The following is an 18,457-nucleotide window of genomic DNA, read 5'->3' as shown; positions in this document are numbered from 1 at the left end:
CGCCGTTGGCGGTTTGGCCGCCGGTAAAGCTGAAGCCGGTGACGGCCGTGTTGTCGCTGGCGGCGACAGTGGCAATCGTGGTATCGGCGGCGGTGTTCTCGGCGTAGTTGAAGGACTGGGCGTTGACCACCGGAGCGGTGGTATCTGGCGTGGTCTCCACCACATCCGTCTCATTGAGGGTGATGGTGGCGCTAGAGCTGTTGCCTGCGGCATCGACCACGGTCACGCTGTAGGCGTGGCCGTTGGGGCCCTGCTCGAAATCGTTGGCGGCGGAGGCCGCTCCGTTGGCGGTCAGAGAAATTGCACCGGTGCTGGTGTTGATCTGGTACAGACCGTCGGAGCTGGTGCTCACGCCGTTGGCGGTTTGGCCGCCGGTAAAGCTGAAGCCGGTGACGGCCGTGTTGTCGCTGGCGGCGACAGTGGCAATCGTGGTATCGGCGGCGGTGTTCTCGGCGTAGTTGAAGGACTGGGCTGCGACAGCAGGGGGCGCAGTGTCCGGAGTGCTCTCCTCCACATTGGTTTCATTCAATGTGACTGTTGCTGTCGTGCTATTGCCTGCGGCATCGACCGCCGTGAGGCTGTAGCTATGGCTGTTAGAAGGGGTCTCAAAGTCGTTGGCAGCGGAGGCGGCTCCGGCGGCGGTCAGGGTGATGACACCGGTGTTGCTGACAGTGTAGAAGCCATCGGCGCTGGTGTTGGTGCCTGTTTCGGTGAAACGGTAGTTGGTGACGGCCGTGTTGTCGCTGGCCACCAGAGTTGCCACGGTGGCGCCAGCGACCTGGTTTTCCGCGTAGGAGAAGTTTTGGCTCGTAAACGTTGGGGCACTGGTGTCGGTGGTGTAGCTGGCAGCACCGTTGGCGCTGGCCGTGTTGCCTGCCGTATCGGTGGTGGTGACGGATGCATTGACGCTGCTATTGCTGGCCAGCAAAGCGCCGGATACGGTTACGCTGAAATGCAAATTGGAATCCACCTGGCCGGTGAAGGTTTGCGTCCCTATCGTCAAGGTGACAGTATCTCCGGCATGGGCATTGCCACCGACTGTGCCGGTAATGGCGACGGAGCCAGCGGCCTCGCTGCTGTTGACGACGGAATCCCCGGTGATGCTGTCTAGTGTGATGGAGGCGACGATTCCGCTGGTGTTTGTGGTTGCGTTAACCAAGGGATGGGTTGGCAGAATTTGCTGCGTATCGGACGCCACGGCAGAGCGATCCAGGTTCAACGAATCCAGGCTTTCCGTGATGCGCAGAAGCTGTACAAAGCCGTGCGTACCGTTGGCATCACCGCCGGTCAAGCCCGCAGCGGTGGGGTCCAATTCGGTGGACAAATCTCCGCCTGACTGGATGATTTTGGTGACCTGGTCGGCGCCGCTGTTCAGGTCTTTCAGGACCGCCTCGGTAGGGTCGGTGGGCGCGGTACCCAGCAGGTTCGCGTCAATCAGCAGTTCACGGGCGGCGGTGATCGTGATCGGGTCACCGTGGGGCAGTGCCAGCTCCAGGTGCGCACCGTTGTCGGTAATGACCACTTGGCCTTCTTTGACTTCATCTCCCACCTTCAGTAGCACGCGCTGCCCTGAAGCATCTACGACCCACGCTTGGCCCTCCAGAAGGACGACGATGCCACGGGCTTGTGCTGAGACTTGGGAGGTTGCCATGGAGGTGCTTTGCATTCAAAAAATAAGGTGTTTGAATGCTATGCGGTGGATGCCTCTCCCGGTATTGGCCTTAGGTACAGGGTGAGGGCTGTTCGGCCGACTTTTCTCGGTGATTCGTGAATTTATTCACTGACGATGCACAGGATGGTGATTGCTATATTATTTATAGCTGTACGCGCAGTTAATACCTGCGCTAGAGGCCTGTTTTATCTAAATTTAGCTGATGCCGTGCACCCTGAGCGCGACCTGTAGGCGGTCTGTCAGGTTCATTTTTTCAAAGATCGCCGCGAGGTGGGCTTTGACGGTGCGCTCGGAGATGTTGCAGCTCTGGGCAATGGCTTTGTTGGAGGCGCCTTGCGCTACCAGCACGGCGACCTCGCGCTCCCGCGCGGTCAGCATGGGGCTCCAGTTGTCTGGCGGGGCGGGCCGTTGGCTGGCTACGCGGTTGGCGTTGGCTAGCAGCTGTTGCATCAGCTCTTTGCCTACCCATATGTGGCCTGCGGTGACGACCTTTTGGATCTGCTGCAATGTGTCTGCGGGTGCAAATGCCTGGCAATAGCCGCTGCAACCCATATCCAGCGCCGCTATGGCCTCCGCATCTTTGGGGTTGGAGCTGGCGCACACGATCCGGTAGTGTTGTAACTTGGTGCGCCAAAACGCATCGCCCCAGGCCGGAAGCTGTGGCAGTGCGGTATCCAGCCACACCGTGGTGTCGGTTGGCAGCGCGCTGCTCGGCAGGTCTGAGAGTTGCGTCAGAAATGTGCTTTGGCTGCTGCCGAAGGCGTTTTGCCAGTGTTGGAGCAGGCCCGCGTCGTGACTGATGAAAACAAGGTATCCGGAATCGTTCATCGTTCGGTCAGGGCGTTGGCTTTGGCACGCAGTATGGGTTTGAGCAGGTAGGAGAGCACGGTTTTTTCGCCCGTCAGGATATCGACCTCAGCCACCATGCCAGGAATGATGGGCAGCTTGCCTGGGCCCAAATTGGTTGATAGGGTGCGTACACGCACCAGGAAGAAGGCATTGCCCTTTTCGTCCACCACGGTGTCTGCGCTGATGTGCTCCAGGGTGGCTTCCAGTCCGCCGTATGTGGCGAAGTCGTAAGCGGTGAATTTGACCATGGCCTTCTGGCCCGGGTGCAGGAAGGCGATGTCGCGCGGCTGCACACGCGCCTCCAGTAGCAAGGCATCGTCGGAGGGCACGATTTCCACCAGGTCTTTTCCTGGCTGCACAACGCCGCCCACGGTGTTCACGTGGAGTTGCTTTACTGTGCCGTTCACCGGCGAGCGGATGTCGGTTTGTTTAACCTTGTCTTGCAGTGCCGTGCTGCCTTCGGACAGCGCACTCAACTTGGCATTGCTTTCGCTCAGCTCGGAGCGGGCTGTGTTGCGGAAGGTCAGGTCCACCTCCTGGATCTTGCGGTTGGCCTCCCCAATGGCGGCCTCCAGCCTGGGAATGTCTGAATTCGCGCTGTCGCGTTCCCCCCGGTAGCGGGCGACATCGCGTTCCAAACGTAGCAGTTCAACGTCCGACACGGCGCCCGATTTGGCCAGGGGCCGCGTGAGCTCCAGCTCTTTAGCGGTCAGGTTGTAGCTTTGGTTGGCCTGTTCACGGCGCGCTTTGACAGACAGCAGCTCCTGCGAGCGTTGTGCAGACTGTTGGCGCGCAACGCCCATCGATGCGTCCAGTTCGGCGCGGCGCGATTCGTACAAGCGGCGTTCCTGCTCGGCGATCTCCGGGGCTTCGGCGGTCACCTTGGGCGGCGGTATGAAGCTTGAGCCTTCCGCCAGGGCCTTCAAGCGGGCCGACTTGGCCAGCAATGCCAGGTACTGGGATTGGTTTTCGCGCAGCGAGGACACCATGCGTGTGGGGTCCACCTTGAGCAGCAAATCACCTACCTTAACGCTTTGCCCTTCATGGATGGCGATCTCGGACACCATGCCTCCGTCCAGGCTTTGCAGTACTTGTACCTGGCGCGATGGAATCACCTTGCCCTCGCCACGGGCCACTTCGTCCAGGGTGGCCCAGCTGGACCAGGCCAGGAGCGTTACCACGGCCAATGTGCTGATCCACACCATGATGCGGGCACCGCGCGGCGTTTGCTCTGCAATTGCCCAGTCTGCGTTGGCGTCAAAGTCCTGGTCGTTCGATGTGTCCTTGCCCAGTAGCAATTGTGAAGCCCGGTCTATGCCTCTGGAGCAGGGCGCGTACAAGCGCTGGGCTAGCTGCACCATGCGGTGGCTGGAGGGTGTTCCGGCGCTCATGCGGCTCTCCCGATGCGGCCGCTTTGCAGCGCTTCCACGACCTGGGCTTTGGGGCCGTCGGCCATGATTTGCCCGTTGTCGATCACGATCAAGCGGTCCACCAGCTCCAACAGGGCCGTGCGGTGGGTGACTAGCACCATGGTTTTACCCACGGCGAACTGGCGCAGTCGCGTTTTCAATTGCTCTTCACTTTGGTGGTCCATGGCGCTGCTGGGTTCGTCCAGCAACAAAATGGGCGGGTCGTTCAGCACTGCGCGGGCTATGCCCACGGCCTGCCGCTGTCCGCCCGACAGGGTTTCTCCGCGTTCGCCAACCAGCATGTCAAAACCGCGTGGATGGCGGTGGGCGAACTCGGTGACGCCGGCGACTTCGGCGGCCGTCAAAATATCCTGGTGGTTCACAAACGGCGCACCCATGGAGATGTTTTCCTTGAGGGAGCCAAAGAATAAGTTGACATCCTGCGGCACAAAGCCAATGGCGCGGCGCAGCTCGGCGGGGTCAATTTGCCGCGCGTCTATGCCGTCCACCAAAATCGAGCCATGGGTAGGCTGGTACAGGCCCAGCATCAAGCGCTGCAGCGTGGACTTGCCTGAGCCGATACGGCCTATGAAGGCCACTTTTTCGCCCGGGTTGATCTTGAACGACACCCGGCTCAGGCTCGCCTGGTCTTGCCCCGGATACGAGAAGTCCACGCCCTTGAACTCGATTCCGCCCTGGAAGCTGGTGCGGTGGATGAAGTCCGATCCGTCCGGACGTTCGGGCTCTTTTTTCATATGGGTTTCTACCGCGCCCAGGCCGTTTTTTGCATGGTGAAACTGCATCAGCAAGCCCACTACCTGGCTAAACGGTGCCATGGCCCGACCCGCCAGCATGGATGCCGCGATGATGCCGCCCATGCTCACTTCGCGGTTGAACAGCAGATACACCCCGGCGATGATGGTCGTGATCGACACCCACTGTTGCAAAGACTGGGCGACGGTCAGGATGGAGCTGGAAAGCAGCTTCAGTTTGCTGCTCTGCTGTGCCAGGAAGACGGTGGCTTGCTCCCACTTACGTTGGAAGCTGCTTTCTGCCACCATGAACTTGATGGTTTCAATGCCCACCAGGCTTTCGACCAGGGATGCATTGCGCTGGGCTGTTGCACGCTGGGTAAGGTCTACCAGTTCGTGCATTTTTTGCTGTACGACCAAAGACGCCAGAACCAGAACGACGATGCAGACCAGCGGCGGCAGCAGCAGCCAGGGCGAGATCCATACCAGCACCAGCAGGAAAATGAACACAAATGGAATGTCCACCAGGGTGGTGATGGTGGCCGAGGCAACAAAGTCCCGCACCGACTCAAAAGCCCGCAGATTGGCCGCGAACGAGCCCACTGAGGCGGGGCGGTCGGCCAATTTCAGGCCTAGCACCCGCTCCATGATTTTGGACGACAGGGTGACATCGATGCGCTTGCCTGCCGTGTCCAGAATGTAGCCCCGCAGAATCCGCAGTAGTGCGTCAAAAATCAACACCAGCGTGGCGCCCAGCGCGAGCACCCACAGCGTCTCTTCGGCGTGGTTGGGGACCACCCTGTCGTATACCGTCATGCTGAAGATGGGTGTGACCAAGGCAAAGATGTTGATCAGCAAGGCCGCCAGCAAGCTGTCCCGGTAGAGGCGCCAGTTCTGAAACACCACCCCCCAAAACCAGTGGCGGCTGCGCACGGCCGAGGTCTCCGGTGCGCGCGGGTCGAACTTGAACACCGGGCGCATGAAAAACACCACGCCCGTGTACTGTGCCTCCAGGGCCTCCCGCCTAAGCACCAGCGCAGAATCTCCCCCCTCGGGCAAACGCACGCGGGCTTCTCCGGAGGGCAGCCACTCCAGCAAAACGCAGGCTTGCTGGTCGTTTAAAAGCAAGATGGCGGGAAGCAGGCTGGGACGCAGGTCCGCCAAGCTGCGGCGTGCCAGCCGGGCCGTTAGGCCGGCCCGGGCCGCAGCTCTGGGGACCAGGGCAGGTGTGATGCGGTTGTCTGAAAGCGGCAGGCCCGCGGACAGCGCCGTGGGGGTGGTCGAGATATCGAAGATGCGTGCGATTGCGACGATTGCATCCAGCAAGGGATCTACATGGGCCGCATGTTCATTGATGCGCCAGTGCACTTGTGCTGTGCCGTGGTCGCCAGTGGGGTGGGGCAGGTTCTGATTGGATACTTGCATCACAAAATTCCGTTGTCGGTGTCCAGCAGGTTCAGCGCCCCGGTGATTTGGCTACGTCTGTTCTGGCGATGGGTCATTTTTTGCTGGGCTGCAACAGGTAAATCGGTCAGGCGAATGATGTTTTTGGCGATCAACGTGTACACAACGTCTTCAATCACGCGGATGAAGTCGGCATCTATCTCTGAAAACTCCGGCGCAGGGCGGGGAGAGGACAGGAAGGCCTGGATGTCCGGGTGGCTCTCTTCGATCGCTTCTGTCTGCGCTTGCGGGATTCGACTGAGGCTGGCAATGTTGCCAGAGGCGTCGCGTGTGACGTAAAACATGAAAATAGAGGTCCAGTCAGGCTAGGCGTTGACGCTGGCTACAGCGAAAGCCGCTAATTTAACTGACGGAAGTCCTGTGCGGCGCTTACCAAGCGTCTGTTTGCTATCTCACGCTGACAACAGCGTTAAGTCCGGTCACAAAACAGCTCGTTTTCTCACACACAGAGTTTTTTATCTGCGCCAAAATGGACTTAACTCTCCCAGGATGTGCGCCATGCAATCTGCCGGTCTGTACGCTTATCTACCGTCTTTGCGGTCGTGCGGTCTGCCACCGCTGGTGGCTTTGTGTATGGCGTCCTGGGTCTACGCCCAGCAAGATGTGGTGGCCCCTCAGCCCAGTTTGCAGCTGGAGCTAGCGCCGGTTCCGGGTCTGGACCGCACTGCAAATTCCCGTATGTCCTTGACCGGTTGGTCCGGCTCATCCCCCCAATCGGCGGTAGGCCTGAGCGCTGCCGTCATACCCCCTGTCGCGAGCCCTGCACTGAACGGCAGCAGCGTTTCCCCGGGCTTGGATCTGGGCCTGCGCTGGCGTTCTTCCGAGGACAGCCGGGGGCGCGTGAATATCGGCATCTGGCAGCACGTGGCGCCGGCGCCGGATGCGATGGCTCTGATCCAGCGATCAAATGGCGACCTCGGCTACGACACGCGGTTGGAAATGCAGTTCAGCTCGGCCACCGCACGCGGCATCCAGTTCGAGCTGGGTGGTGCCTTGGGCATGCAGCTCAACAACAACGAGAAGGTGGTGCTGCGCGTCAGCCGTGGCAAGCCCATGGTGTATTACCGCGCAAAGTTTTAACCCGAATTCCGCTAGATTCCGGGTGCCTTATTCTGCTGTTGGCGTAGTTACGCCCAACAACTGGTGCAGCCGTGGCGAAGTCGTCGTGTACTGGAACGGGATTTTCTTGCCGGGGAAGACCCGCGGCGCAGCGGCGTAGGCCGCCAGCGTGGCTTCGTGGAAGCCGCAGACGATGAGCTTTTGCTTGCCCGGGTAGGTGTTGATGTCGCCCACGGCGAAGATGCCTGGCTCGCTGGTTTCAAAGCGCGCTGTATCCACGTTCAATTGCTTGCGCTCCATGGCCAGGCCCCAGTCGGCGACCGGACCTAGCTTGGGCGACAGGCCCTGGAAAACGCTGATTGCGTCTACCGGTAGGCGGTGCGGCAAGCCATCTACGTCGCTGATCTGCAGGGCGGTCAAGCGGTTGGCATCGGCTTCAAAACCAGTGATCTGCCCGACCATGAAATGCATGCGCCCGGCTTGCTGCAGCATCTGCATTTCCACAATGTCTGCGGTGGGCGCTTGAAGCACGTCGCGGCGGTGTAGCAGTGTCACGCTCTGGGCATCGGTCTCGGCCAATACCAGAGCGCAACGCAAGGCGGCCTCGTCACCGCCCACTACCACCAGGTGCTTGCCCGTGACATCGGCGGGTGGGGCGTGGTAGTGCAGCTGGCTGCCTTCAAAGGCTTCGATGCCGTCCAGCTTCAAGCGCCGAGGCTGGAAGGCGCCGACACCAGCCGCGATCACCACCACGGGTGCCAGCAGCTGGGTGCCGCGGTCGGTGGATACCAGGAAGCGGCCATCGGCCTGTTTGGCGATGCTGCTGACCTGTTGGCCCAGGTGGAACTGTGTGCCAAAGGGTTGTATTTGCTGCAGCAGCGACGCGGCCAGCGCACGGCCCGTGGTGGCCGGCGTGCCGGGGATGTCGTAGATAGGCTTGTCGGGGTAGAGCTCCATGCACTGGCCGCCTGCGTGGGGCAGGGCGTCAACCACATGGACGGGGACTTCCAAAAGGCCCAGCTGGAAGACCTGGAACAGCCCGACCGGGCCTGCGCCGATGACGACGGCGCCGGTTTCCAGTACGGGCAACATAGTCAACTTGGGTTTAACGTTCCAGCAGCTGGATCTTGGGCATCACGTCTTTCCAGTCGTCTGCGTCGGGCAGGGCTGGTTTGCGTTTGGTGATGCTCTTCCAGCCGTCGGCGCGGGCCAGTTCGACATTCAGCTTGATGAAGGCCAGCTGGTCGGCAGGCATGTCTTCCTCGGCATAGATGGCGTTGGCCGGGCACTCGGGGATGCATACGGCGCAGTCAATGCATTCATCGGGGTCGATGACCAGCATGTTCGGGCCTTCGCGGAAGCAGTCCACGGGGCAGACGTCCACACAGTCTGTGTATTTGCACTTGATGCAGGCTTCGGATACGACGTGAGTCATGGTATTTTTTTCAATTGCGGGGTTAACCCGTGATTTTAAATTAGCGGACCAGCACGGCGCCCGAGGTCTTGTGCGATGCCGTATCGACCAGCACCAGCGCACCCAGCGAACGCGAAGCGGTATACGGCAAGGTGGCAATGCCTTCCTGCAGTGCCAGCTCGATATGGCCGATGGCATTGGGGGGCAATTCGCTCGCGTCTTCCTCGGCCAGTGTGTTGATATCCAGCTTGTGCACGATGCGTTTCACCTTGGCCTTGACCCAGCGGTGTCCGTGCAGCGCCCAGTAGACGCGGCCGGCGACCAGGGGTTCGTCGTCCATCCAGGCGACGGTGGCCGAGATTTCGCGGCTGGCTTCGAACTGGCCCGGGGCCAGCAGCCAGTCGCCGCGCGATACATCGACTTCGCGGTCCAGCGTGATGCCGGCGCTGTTGCCAGCCAGCACGCTCTTAGGGTTGCGTGCATGGTCCAGCACCTGGGCCACGGTGGCGGTCTGGCCGCTGGGCAGAATGCGGATTTCTTGGCCTACTTCCACCTTACCGGTGGCGACCCGGCCCCAGAACACGCGGCGGCCCTGGCTGGTGTCGCTACTGGACGAGAACTTTTCGACCCATTGCACCGGGAAGGCGAAGGGCTGTTCGACCTCGGCCGGTGTGCTCGGCAGTTGCTCCAGAATTTGTAGCAGGGTAGGCCCGGTGTACTTGCACCAATCGGGGTTTTCGCTGTGGCCGGCCTCGACCACGTTCCAGCCCTTCAATGCCGAAATCGGCACGATGGCTTTCACCGGGATTTCGGCGGCGGCGGCAAAGCTGTTCAAAGCAGCGCTGATGTGGGCAAAGGCCAGGGCCGAGTCTTCCACCGCGTCCAGCTTGTTGATGGCGAACACGATGCTGGGCACGCGCAGCAGGTGGCACAGCAGCGAGTGGCGGCGGGTTTGCGGCAGCAGCTCCAGGGCAGCGTTTTTCCAGTCCAGCTTGGTGGCATCGACCAGCACCACGGCGGCGTCGGCGCTGCTGGCGGCGGTGACCATATTGCGGGTGTACTGCTCGTGGCCCGGTGCGTCGCCGATGATGAACTTGCGGCTTTCGGTGTTGAAGTAGCGGTAGGCCACGTCGATGGTGATGCCTTGCTCGCGCTCGGCACTCAAGCCGTCGGTCAGCAAGGCTAGGTCGGTTTCGCCCTGGCGCTGCACGCCGGCCAGGTGGTCTTGCAGCACGGCTTTGGTGTCGACCAGCAGGCGGCCAATCAGCGTGCTCTTGCCGTCATCGACCGATCCGCAGGTGATGAACTTCAAGGCAGATAGGGCTGCAGCGCTGGTAGTGCCTGCGGGAGTAGCTATAGAAGTGGTAGCAATCATCAGAAGTATCCGTCTTTCTTGCGCTTCTCCATGGAAGCCTCAGAGGTTTTGTCGTCCATGCGGGTCGCGCCGCGTTCGCTCACGTCGGCGGCCAGGGTTTCGATCACGATGTCGCCAGCGCTAGCGGCAAAGCTCTCCACCGGGCAGGTGCAGGTGATGTCGCCCACGGTGCGGAAGCGCACATCGCGCATCTCGGCGGTTTCGCCGGCTTTCAGCGGGGTGAGTTCGGTGACGGGCACCAGCAGGCCCTTGCGCTCCACCACTTCGCGTTTGTGCGTGTAGTACAGCGATGGCAGTGCGATCTGCTCGCGTTCGATGTACTGCCAGACGTCCAGCTCGGTCCAGTTGCTGATGGGGAACACGCGGAAGTGTTCTCCGGGTTGCAGGCGGGTGTTGAACAGGGTCCACAGCTCAGGGCGCTGGGCCTTGGGCTGCCATTGGCCGAAGCTGTCGCGGTGGCTGAAGATGCGTTCCTTGGCGCGGGCTTTTTCTTCGTCACGGCGGGCGCCGCCGATCAGCGCGTCGAAGCGGAATTCTTCGATGGCTTCGAGCAAGGTGACCGACTGGTGCACGTTGCGCGATTCGCCGGGGTGGGCCAGGCGCACGGTGCCGCGCTTCATCGAGTCTTCGACGTTGCGCACGATGAGTTCGGCGCCCAGTTCCTTGGCGCGGAAGTCGCGGAAGTCGGTCACTTCATGGAAGTTGTGGCCGGTGTCGATCATCAGCAGCGGGTAGGGGATGCGGCCGGCTCCGAACGCCTTTTCGGCGCATTTCAGCAGTACCAGCGAGTCTTTGCCGCCCGAAAACAGCAGGGTGGGGCGTTCAAAAACGGCGGCCACTTCGCGCAGGATGAAGATGGTTTCTTCTTCCAGCGCGTCGAGGTGGGTGTTGCTCAGATGGTGTGGGGTCACTTGGGTATTCATGTCGGGGTCAAGTTTCAGTGGGCAAGGTGCAAGCCGCACTCGCGGTTGTCTTCACCCTTGGTGGGGTCCACGTAGTCAAAGTTGTTGGGCAGGCCGTGGGTGACGCAGTATTCGTGGAGCTCTTTGGACGACCAGTGCAGCAGCGGCGCGACCTTGATCAGGCCGTCGGGGTTGATGCTGACAGGGTCCATCTGGGCGCGCACGGCGGTGTCGGTGGCGCGCAGTGCGGTGAACCAGACCTTGGGTGCCGTCTCGCGCAGGGCGCGGGAAAAAGGCTCCAGCTTCACTTCTTCGGTGAAGGCTGCGTGGCGCGGGTCGTCCAGCGCGGGCGTCGCGCCTTCCACGGCCTCGCGGTGCGCACGCGAGCGCAGCGGCAGGTAGATCCGCAGGTTCAGCTTCAGCTGCTTTGTCACTTCATCGACAAACTGGTAGGTAGCCTCGGTGTTGTAGCCGTTGTCCATCCAGACCACGGGCACGTCGGGGTTGACGCGGGTGACCATGTGCAGGATGACCGCTTCGAACGGGCGGAAGTTGGTGGTGACGATGGCGGGCTGGCCTAGGCCAAGCGCCCATTCCACCAGCGCGGGGGCGTTGCGGCCGAGGTCGGCGTTGATTTGTGCGAGATTGAGGGTGCTCATGGTGTTGTTTCCTATCGGGCCGATATCAGGCCGAGTCCTGCCGCTCCAGCTCGGCACCGTAGGCTGCGCTGTCTTCGGTTTCGGCAAAGTGGGGGACGACATGGACGGCGTCGCCTTGGTAGAAGCCCTGGAAGCGGTCGAACTGGCGCTGGGCGGCGCTGGCGTCCACGCCTTCGCGCAGCACAGCAATGTCGAAGCCGCTGCGCTGCATTTGCACCAGCTGGTCGATCAGCACGTCGCCCGTAGCGCGGATTTCACCCGTAAAACCCAGGCGGCGGCGCAGCAGAAAGGCCTGGCTGTAGGCGCGGCCATCGGTGAACTTGGGGAAGTTCAGGTCGATGCGGGTCACGCCCGCCAAGTCCAGGCTGCGGGGGTCTTCTGTGTTGGCCAAGGCTATATGGTCTTTTTGGCCTTCAGCGCAGGGAATATGTGCGGTAGCAGCTATTATTTTCATAGTATTTCCTCTCATGCTTCAGCCGTGGCACGGGGCGCTTTGCCGGTGCTGATGCGGGCGTTGTTGGCGGCCAACTTGAACGGGTCCTGGCCGACGCGGCGCAGGGTATCGATGAAGTTTTCGCCGCTGCTGCGGGTCGCGCGGTAGGTGTCCAGCACGGCTTCGATGACTTCAGGTACTTCGGCGGCGCTGAAGGACGGGCCAACCACTTTGCCGGCGATGGCGGGGCCAGACAGGTTCGAGCCGTCCGAGCCGGCCAGCGTCACCTGGTACCACTCCTGGCCGTCCTTGTCCACGCCCAGAATGCCGATGTGGGCACTGTGGTGGTGGCCGCAGGAGTTGATGCAGCCGCTCATGTGCACGTCGATTTCGCCCAGGTCGTGCAGTTCGTCCATGTCCTGGTAGCGTTGGCTGATGGCTTCGGAGATCGGCAGCGAGCGGGCATTGGCCAGGCTGCAGAAGTCGCCGCCGGGGCAGACGATCATGTCGGTCAGCAGGCGAATATTGGCACGGGCCAGGCCCAGCGCCTTGGCTTCGGCATACAGCGCGGGCAGCTCGTCGGCGCGGACCCAGGGCAGCACCAGGTTCTGGTCGTGGGTGACGCGGGTTTCACCGGCGCTGTAGCGGTCGGCCAGGTCGGCTGCGGCATCCAGCTGCTCTGCGGTGGCGTCGCCGGGTGAATAGCCCAGGCGTTTGAACGACAGGGTCACGGCGCGTAGTAGGGGGTTCTGGTGGGCAGCGACGTTTTGCTTCAGCCAGCGGGTGTATTCCTTGTCGTCGACAGGGGCGGCAACCGGGTTGGCCAGGGCTGGCAAGACGCCGACACGGCTGGTTGGCGGCACGAAACTGGCGGTGACGCGGTCCAGCTCGGACTGGCTGATGGTGTGCGGCGCGCCGTCACGGGTCAGGATTTGCTGGTATTCATCCTCGACCTCGTCGATATAGCGCTGGCCTTCGGCCTTGACCAAAATCTTGATGCGCGCCTTGTACATATTGTCGCGGCGGCCCCAGCGGTTGTAGACGCGGACCACGGCTTCCAGGTAGTTCAGGATCTGGTTCCAGGGCAGGAAGTCGCGGATCACGGTGCCGACGACCGGTGTGCGGCCCATGCCGCCGCCAACCATTACGCGCAGGCCGACTTCACCGGCCTCGTTCTTCAGCACATGCAGGCCCACGTCGTGCCAGGCGGTGGCGGCGCGGTCGTCGGTGGCGCCGACGATGGCGATTTTGAACTTGCGCGGCAAGAAGGCGAATTCAGGGTGTAGCGTGCTCCACTGGCGGATGATCTCGGCCAGGGGGCGGGGGTCGGCGACCTCGTCGGCGGCAATGCCGGCGCGCTCGTCGCTGGTGGTGTTGCGGATGCAGTTACCGCTGGTCTGGATGCCGTGCAGGTGCACGCTGGCCAGCAGGTCCATCACGTCGGCGCTTTTATCCAGCGGAATCCAGTTGAACTGGACATTCTGGCGCGTCGTGAAGTGGGCGCAGGCGCTGGGCAGGCTGTGCAGATCGCTCAGGCCGGGGTTGGCTTTGGTCAGGTCGTGCGCGTCTTTTTTGTCGTAATCGCGGGCGATGGTGCCCAGCACGCGCAGCTGGGCGCTGTTCAGCTCACCATAGGGCACGGCCACGCGCAGCATGGGTGCAAAGCGCTGTACGTACCAGCCGTTTTGCAGGCGCAGTGGGCGAAATTCGTCTTCGGCAAGCGTACCCTTTTGCCAGCGTTCCAGCTGGTCGCGGAACTGGGCGGCACGCAGTTGCACAAACTGTTTGTCAAATTCGGTGTATTGGTACATTTTGGTTGTCTATCGTGGTACGGGTCGCGTGGGGGCAACCCGCGATTTTAAAGTGCCAGTAATTTGGTGCCCGCATAAGCCAGCAACAAAGACAGTACGCCGCGGATGACGCGGTCAGGTGTCTTGAGCACCATGTGCGATCCGAGCCAGATGCCGGGCAGGGAGCCGGCCAGCAGCTTGCCCAGCAGCGGCCAGTCCACCGAGCCCAGGCCGGCGTGGCCCAGGCCGGCTACCAGCGTCAAGGGCACGGCATAAGCGATGTCGGCGGCAACAATGCGCTGCAGCGGTAGTAAGGGGTAGAGCAGCATCAGCACCGTGACGCCAATCGCGCCAGCGCCCACCGAGGTGAGCGTCACCAGGCAGCCTATGCAGGCACCAAACAGCAGCGGAAGGCTCCAGTGGCGCGGTCGCTCTGCCTGGGCCATGGCCTGGTTGCTGATGGTGCGCGGTGCGCTCTTGCCGCGAATGCTTTTGTAGAGCGTGGCCAAGGCCGTCAGCAACAAAGCCACGCCCAATGTGGTGGTCATGATTTTTTGCACATGGGGGTCGGCTGGCCCCAGCGTGTGCAGCGCCCACAGGGTCAGCAGTGAGGCTGGCACGCTGCCTGCGCACAAGGTGGCCACGATGCGCCAGTTGACCAAACCCGAGCGCGCCATCTTCAGCGTGCCGCCTGCCTTGGTGAAGCAGGCAAACAGCAGGTCCGTACCGATCGCCAGGTAAGGCTTCATGCCAAAGAAGAAGATCAGAATGGGTGTCATGAGCGAGCCGCCGCCCACACCTGTCAGACCCACTACAAAGCCGACAAAAAATCCAGCGAAAACAAAAGCTAAATCATGCATGGCCGCGACTATAGAAGCCGGTCCAATGATTCCAAACTACTTTATTGTTCTACCAATATGCCAATAGGCATATTTAGAAATAAGGAAATTGGCTTTGGAGCTTATTTGTTGTTCGCGTTGGCGGCGTAGGCGGCATCCATTTGCTCGTTGATGGCGTGCCACAACGGGCGCATCATCAGGCGTGCGCCCTGGTAGACGTCGTTCACCTTCAACATGGACGGCACACGTAGGCCGCGGTGTTCCACGGGGCCGCCGATGGGGATGATATTGACGCCAAGTTTGGCGAAATGCTCGGCCAGGCGGGGTTCGGTGAGGGTGAACAGGATGTCTATGCCCTGGCGCCGCGCCATGGCCAGTGCGCCGATGTACAGGCTGACGGGAATGTAGGGGAAGCGAGGCTGGTCGCGCTCTCCAAAATCAGATTCTGAAATGGTGGCTTCGCTGTGTTGTTCACCCTTACGTCGGCGGAACTCGGACATGACTGCCAGGCGCGACACTTCGGCAATCCGTTCGCGCGGTTGGCTAGCCGGGTCGATGATGCTGCGGTCTATGGTGTCTCTGCAGGTGACTTCAAATGGCAGCGGAGCCGCAGGGTCGGCTGGGTCGGTCAGTACCAGTCGGGCACAGCCCGCAAGCCTGTGTGGCTCGCCCGCTGTGCGCACCAGGCAGTGCTGCGAGCGGTAGTCGTACTTATCGGTCTCGCGTTGGTCTTCCCGTACCGGCTCAAAGCCTAGTTCACGGGCATACACATCATGGCGAACGAAGAATACGTCGTTGACGCGCGCCTCTTCCAGTGCAGGGGCAATCTCGAAATACTGCTTGTAGCTGTCACCCAGGTTGAGTCGTCGATTTTCTGACATTGGAAGCCTTGCTGGTTGTCTCGTCCTGCGTCATGCTTCAAACCGTGCGCGCCGCGTACTTCCATTATTCAGGTTTTATGTCCTTGACGTAAAGTTTTCTTGGCGTTGCTTGCTATTTCTCAAGCTTCGGAAAGTAGCAGGGCCCAAGGCGTTTTTTGCCAGGCCAGAGCTTCCTCGCGCAGCAGGTGGGCCGATTGTGGGTATGCCTGCGACCAGCCAGGGCGGGTGGACAGCGAAAACTGCGTGGAATCGCCGAGTTCCAGTTCCAGTCCTTCCACATCTGGATCGCGGCGGGCGTGGCACAGGATGGCAGCCACCCGTAGCGACAGCAACTGCTGCATGTAGTCGGCATCATTGAAGTCGCATTCGAGCTTGTGCAACTTGCCACGGTGTCCCAGCACCAGTTGGCTCAGGCGCTGCAGCTCCGATAAGGCGAAGCCAGGCAGGTCGGCGTGGCCCAGAATGTAGGCACCATGCCGGTGGTAGTCGTTGTGGGAAATCTGGCTGCCGATTTCATGTAACTGGCCTGCCCAGTGCAGCTTGCGCTGCAGTCGGGTAATTTCTGCCGCAGGGACGCCGCTGCGCTCCTGCATCTGGCCAAACAAATGGCTCGCGGTCTGGGCTACGCGCTGTGCCTGGTCCGCGTCCACCACAAACCGGGCGGCCATGCGTTGCACGGACACCGCGCGCAGATCGGTTTCTTCCTGGCCCCGCGTGACCAGGTCGTACAGCACGCCGTGGCGTAGCGCGCCATCGGCTGCATGCATTTCGTCTATGCCCAGCAGATCAAAAATGGCACGCAGCACGCTGATGCCGCCGCCGATGACCAGTTTGCGGTCGTCCTTCATGCCTTCGATGCGCAATTTTTCGACGGTTTGGGCCTTGAGCAGCCGGTCGCTGATCCAATCCAGGCCTTCACGGGTAATGAGATTCAAGGGCCAACCGGCGGCGTGCAGGATGTCAGCAACTGCGCCTACCGTGCCGGAGGAGCCATAGGCTACATCCCAGGTGTCACGCCGGTAGGCATTCACGGCTTCGTCTAGCACTGCTTTGGCGGCAATTTCGGCGATGCGGAATGCATCACGGGTGAATTGGCCCTGGGGAAAGTATTTCATCGACCAGGCGACGCTACCGACCCGGAAGGATTCCATGACATTGGCTTCGTACGCCTGGCCCAGAATCATTTCGGTGGAGCGGCCGCCAATGTCTACCACCAGGCGCCGTTCGTCCGATTGGGGCAGCAAGCGGGCCACGCCCTGGTAGATCAGCCGGGCTTCTTCCCGACCCGGAATCACGTCGATGGGGAAGCCCAGAATTTCATGTGCTCGGGACAGAAACGCGTCCCGGTTCCGGGCTTCCCGCAGGGTCTGGGTTGCCACAGCTCGGACCTGGTGCGGTTTGAAGCCCGCCAGGCGCTCGGCGAAGCGGGCCAGGCAATCCCAGCCGCGCTGCATGGCTTCGGCGCTGAGGTTGCGGTTTTCGTCCAGACCGTTGCCTTGGCGTACGGTTTCCTTCAGGTATTCGGTGCGGTGGATCTGGCCATGGTCGAGTCGGCCAATTTCCAGGCGAAAGCTATTGGAGCCCAAGTCCAGGGCGGCGAGAAGTGTTCCGTTTTGCATGGTGTCGCAGGTTTTTGTGGGCGCAGCATAGCACCCATGTGGCCTAGGACCTCGTTCGCGCCTTTCGGCCCCGGTGTGGGCTTTGTTTTGTCATATGTCTGTCACATAACCTTCTTAAATTAGCACCATCGCACAGATTTACCGCGACCGGTAAATCGTCGGGTTGGTTTCCTCACACTTTAAGGATTTGCTGATGCATACACGTTTCAAAATGGCCCTGGTGGGTCTGGCTGCTTCCGGCGTACTGTCGTTTTCGGGCCTGGTCAGCGCCCAAGAAATCACCGGTGCAGGTGCTACCTTCCCGGCTCCCGTCTACTCCAAGTGGGCGGCTGAGTACAACAAGGCTACGGGCGTGAAGATCAACTACCAATCGGTAGGTTCTGGCGCAGGCATCAAGCAGATCGACTCCAAGACGGTGGATTTCGGTGCTTCCGACATGCCCCAAACTGATGACGTGCTGAAGTCCAAAGGCCAGATGCAGTTCCCGGCCGTGATTGGCGGCACCGTGCCCGTGGTGAACATCAAGGGTATCGCTCCCGGCCAACTGAAGCTGACCGGCCAAGTGCTGGGCGATATCTATCTGGGCAAGATCACCAAGTGGAACGATGCGGCCCTGGTGGCCCTGAACCCAGGCCTGCCTTTGCCTGACGCCGCCATTTCCCCCGTGCGCCGCGCCGATGGTTCGGGTACGACCTTCAACTTCACCAACTACCTCAGCCGCGTCCATCCAGAGTGGAAAGAAAAAGTGGGCGAGGGCACAGCGGTGAACTGGCCTGTGGGCGCGGGTGGCAAGGGTAATGAAGGCGTTGCCGCTTTCGTGAACCGCCTGCCCAATTCCATCGGCTATGTCGAATACGCCTATGTGAAGCAAAACAAGATGACTTACGCGGTGCTGAAGAACCGTGACGGCGTGTTCGTGACACCAAGTGACACCGCATTTGCTGCGGCTGCTGCTGGCGCGGATTGGAATAAGTCGTTCTACCAACTGATTACCGACCAGCCCGGCAAGGAAGCCTGGCCTATCTCTACCGCGACCTTCATCCTGATGCATCTGAAGCAGGACAAGCCCGCCAACGCTACCGAAGTGTTCAAGTTCTTCAATTGGGCTTACAAGAACGGCGCCAAGATTGCGGACGATCTGGACTATGTGCCTTTGCCAGCACCCGTGGTGGCTTCCATTGAGAAGGCCTGGGGCCAAGTGACGGACGCTTCTGGCAAGCCTGTTGCCATCAAGTAATTGGGCTCACCCCAGGCTGCAGCGATTCGCATCTTTCGCCAACCCCCTTGCAGGGGGCAACACCAGCAGCCTGGCGACGCCAGTTCTGCTGTGTTTATGGGCG

Annotated in this window: 17 protein-coding genes; 2 read left to right on the top strand and 15 right to left on the bottom strand. The window is 61.1% G+C overall.

What is annotated here, in order from left to right; all coding sequences use genetic code 11:
• From AC4BBN_RS17055 to AC4BBN_RS17035, 5 genes are all read right to left on the bottom strand, one after another.
• The coding region (locus AC4BBN_RS17055; protein WP_490593192.1) for a retention module-containing protein at nucleotides 1–1,651 on the bottom strand (1,651 nt) is incomplete at its 3' end.
• Nucleotides 1,652–1,867: 216 nt separating this feature from the next.
• Nucleotides 1,868–2,500 (bottom strand): response regulator transcription factor, encoded by a 633-nt coding sequence (locus AC4BBN_RS17050; protein ID WP_490593191.1) that lies wholly within the window; start codon nucleotides 2,498–2,500, stop codon nucleotides 1,868–1,870.
• Nucleotides 2,497–3,912, bottom strand: a complete 1,416-nt coding sequence (locus tag AC4BBN_RS17045; protein WP_490593190.1) for an HlyD family type I secretion periplasmic adaptor subunit — start codon at nucleotides 3,910–3,912, stop codon at nucleotides 2,497–2,499. Before AC4BBN_RS17045 ends, AC4BBN_RS17050 begins: the two co-directional genes overlap by 4 nt.
• On the bottom strand, nucleotides 3,909–6,107 hold the full coding sequence (locus tag AC4BBN_RS17040) for a type I secretion system permease/ATPase (RefSeq protein ID WP_490593189.1): 2,199 nt from the start codon (nucleotides 6,105–6,107) through the stop codon (nucleotides 3,909–3,911). Before AC4BBN_RS17040 ends, AC4BBN_RS17045 begins: the two co-directional genes overlap by 4 nt.
• Nucleotides 6,107–6,430 carry a hypothetical protein gene (locus tag AC4BBN_RS17035; RefSeq protein WP_490593188.1) on the bottom strand — a complete coding sequence of 108 codons (324 nt, stop codon included), beginning with the start codon at nucleotides 6,428–6,430 and terminating at the stop codon, nucleotides 6,107–6,109. Before AC4BBN_RS17035 ends, AC4BBN_RS17040 begins: the two co-directional genes overlap by 1 nt.
• Nucleotides 6,431–6,644: 214 nt before the next feature.
• Here AC4BBN_RS17035 and AC4BBN_RS17030 point away from each other — a divergent pair, with 214 nt between their 5' ends.
• The gene (locus tag AC4BBN_RS17030) at nucleotides 6,645–7,226 is read left to right on the top strand and encodes a hypothetical protein (RefSeq protein ID WP_490593187.1); all 582 of its coding nucleotides are present in this window, start codon (nucleotides 6,645–6,647) and stop codon (nucleotides 7,224–7,226) included.
• 27 nt (nucleotides 7,227–7,253) lie between these two features.
• Here AC4BBN_RS17030 and AC4BBN_RS17025 read toward each other — a convergent pair whose 3' ends face one another.
• The 10 genes from AC4BBN_RS17025 to ppx all read right to left on the bottom strand — a co-directional run bounded on the left by AC4BBN_RS17025 (nucleotide 7,254) and on the right by ppx (nucleotide 17,117).
• On the bottom strand, nucleotides 7,254–8,297 hold the full coding sequence (locus tag AC4BBN_RS17025; RefSeq protein ID WP_490593186.1) for an NAD(P)/FAD-dependent oxidoreductase: 1,044 nt from the start codon (nucleotides 8,295–8,297) through the stop codon (nucleotides 7,254–7,256).
• Between the two features lie 13 nt (nucleotides 8,298–8,310).
• Entirely contained in the window at nucleotides 8,311–8,640 is a 330-nt protein-coding gene (gene fdxA, locus AC4BBN_RS17020; protein ID WP_315228620.1) for a ferredoxin FdxA, read from the bottom strand.
• 40 nt (nucleotides 8,641–8,680) lie between these two features.
• Nucleotides 8,681–9,994 carry a sulfate adenylyltransferase subunit 1 gene (locus AC4BBN_RS17015; RefSeq protein ID WP_490593185.1) on the bottom strand — a complete coding sequence of 438 codons (1,314 nt, stop codon included), beginning with the start codon at nucleotides 9,992–9,994 and terminating at the stop codon, nucleotides 8,681–8,683.
• Nucleotides 9,994–10,917, bottom strand: coding sequence for a sulfate adenylyltransferase subunit CysD (gene cysD, locus AC4BBN_RS17010; protein WP_490593184.1), 924 nt, complete (start codon nucleotides 10,915–10,917; stop codon nucleotides 9,994–9,996). Before cysD ends, AC4BBN_RS17015 begins: the two co-directional genes overlap by 1 nt.
• A 14-nt stretch (nucleotides 10,918–10,931) precedes the next feature.
• A complete protein-coding gene (locus tag AC4BBN_RS17005; protein WP_490593183.1) occupies nucleotides 10,932–11,555 on the bottom strand; it encodes a phosphoadenosine phosphosulfate reductase domain-containing protein in 624 nt (207 codons plus the stop codon).
• 25 nt (nucleotides 11,556–11,580) lie between these two features.
• On the bottom strand, nucleotides 11,581–12,009 hold the full coding sequence (locus AC4BBN_RS17000; protein WP_490593182.1) for a DUF934 domain-containing protein: 429 nt from the start codon (nucleotides 12,007–12,009) through the stop codon (nucleotides 11,581–11,583).
• An 11-nt stretch (nucleotides 12,010–12,020) separates the two neighbouring features.
• Nucleotides 12,021–13,799, bottom strand: a complete 1,779-nt coding sequence (locus tag AC4BBN_RS16995; RefSeq protein WP_490593181.1) for a nitrite/sulfite reductase — start codon at nucleotides 13,797–13,799, stop codon at nucleotides 12,021–12,023.
• Nucleotides 13,800–13,846: 47 nt separating this feature from the next.
• Entirely contained in the window at nucleotides 13,847–14,638 is a 792-nt protein-coding gene (locus AC4BBN_RS16990; RefSeq protein ID WP_490593180.1) for a sulfite exporter TauE/SafE family protein, read from the bottom strand.
• Nucleotides 14,639–14,739: 101 nt separating this feature from the next.
• Nucleotides 14,740–15,498, bottom strand: a complete 759-nt coding sequence (locus AC4BBN_RS16985) for a PEP-CTERM/exosortase system-associated acyltransferase (protein WP_490593179.1) — start codon at nucleotides 15,496–15,498, stop codon at nucleotides 14,740–14,742.
• 119 nt (nucleotides 15,499–15,617) lie between these two features.
• Nucleotides 15,618–17,117, bottom strand: coding sequence for an exopolyphosphatase (gene ppx, locus AC4BBN_RS16980; protein ID WP_490593178.1), 1,500 nt, complete (start codon nucleotides 17,115–17,117; stop codon nucleotides 15,618–15,620).
• A gap of 193 nt (nucleotides 17,118–17,310) precedes the next feature.
• Here ppx and pstS point away from each other — a divergent pair, with 193 nt between their 5' ends.
• Complete coding sequence (pstS, locus tag AC4BBN_RS16975) at nucleotides 17,311–18,354, top strand: phosphate ABC transporter substrate-binding protein PstS (protein WP_490593177.1); 1,044 nt, start codon at nucleotides 17,311–17,313, stop codon at nucleotides 18,352–18,354.
• The last annotated feature ends 103 nt before the right edge of the window (nucleotides 18,355–18,457 follow it).

This window comes from Rhodoferax sp. SPJ21 (assembly GCF_058216335.1).
This window is presented reverse-complemented; position numbering and strand designations above follow the sequence as displayed.

Coding starts and splice junctions, on each gene's coding strand:
- AC4BBN_RS17050 (WP_490593191.1), bottom strand. CDS start 2,500: ATGAACGATTCCGGATACCTTGTTTTCATCAGTCACGACGCGGGCCTG.
- AC4BBN_RS17045 (WP_490593190.1), bottom strand. CDS start 3,912: ATGAGCGCCGGAACACCCTCCAGCCACCGCATGGTGCAGCTAGCCCAG.
- AC4BBN_RS17040 (WP_490593189.1), bottom strand. CDS start 6,107: ATGCAAGTATCCAATCAGAACCTGCCCCACCCCACTGGCGACCACGGC.
- AC4BBN_RS17035 (WP_490593188.1), bottom strand. CDS start 6,430: ATGTTTTACGTCACACGCGACGCCTCTGGCAACATTGCCAGCCTCAGT.
- AC4BBN_RS17030 (WP_490593187.1), top strand. CDS start 6,645: ATGCAATCTGCCGGTCTGTACGCTTATCTACCGTCTTTGCGGTCGTGC.
- AC4BBN_RS17025 (WP_490593186.1), bottom strand. CDS start 8,297: ATGTTGCCCGTACTGGAAACCGGCGCCGTCGTCATCGGCGCAGGCCCG.
- fdxA (WP_315228620.1), bottom strand. CDS start 8,640: ATGACTCACGTCGTATCCGAAGCCTGCATCAAGTGCAAATACACAGAC.
- AC4BBN_RS17015 (WP_490593185.1), bottom strand. CDS start 9,994: ATGATTGCTACCACTTCTATAGCTACTCCCGCAGGCACTACCAGCGCT.
- cysD (WP_490593184.1), bottom strand. CDS start 10,917: ATGAATACCCAAGTGACCCCACACCATCTGAGCAACACCCACCTCGAC.
- AC4BBN_RS17005 (WP_490593183.1), bottom strand. CDS start 11,555: ATGAGCACCCTCAATCTCGCACAAATCAACGCCGACCTCGGCCGCAAC.
- AC4BBN_RS17000 (WP_490593182.1), bottom strand. CDS start 12,009: ATGAAAATAATAGCTGCTACCGCACATATTCCCTGCGCTGAAGGCCAA.
- AC4BBN_RS16995 (WP_490593181.1), bottom strand. CDS start 13,799: ATGTACCAATACACCGAATTTGACAAACAGTTTGTGCAACTGCGTGCC.
- AC4BBN_RS16990 (WP_490593180.1), bottom strand. CDS start 14,638: ATGCATGATTTAGCTTTTGTTTTCGCTGGATTTTTTGTCGGCTTTGTA.
- AC4BBN_RS16985 (WP_490593179.1), bottom strand. CDS start 15,498: ATGTCAGAAAATCGACGACTCAACCTGGGTGACAGCTACAAGCAGTAT.
- ppx (WP_490593178.1), bottom strand. CDS start 17,117: ATGCAAAACGGAACACTTCTCGCCGCCCTGGACTTGGGCTCCAATAGC.
- pstS (WP_490593177.1), top strand. CDS start 17,311: ATGCATACACGTTTCAAAATGGCCCTGGTGGGTCTGGCTGCTTCCGGC.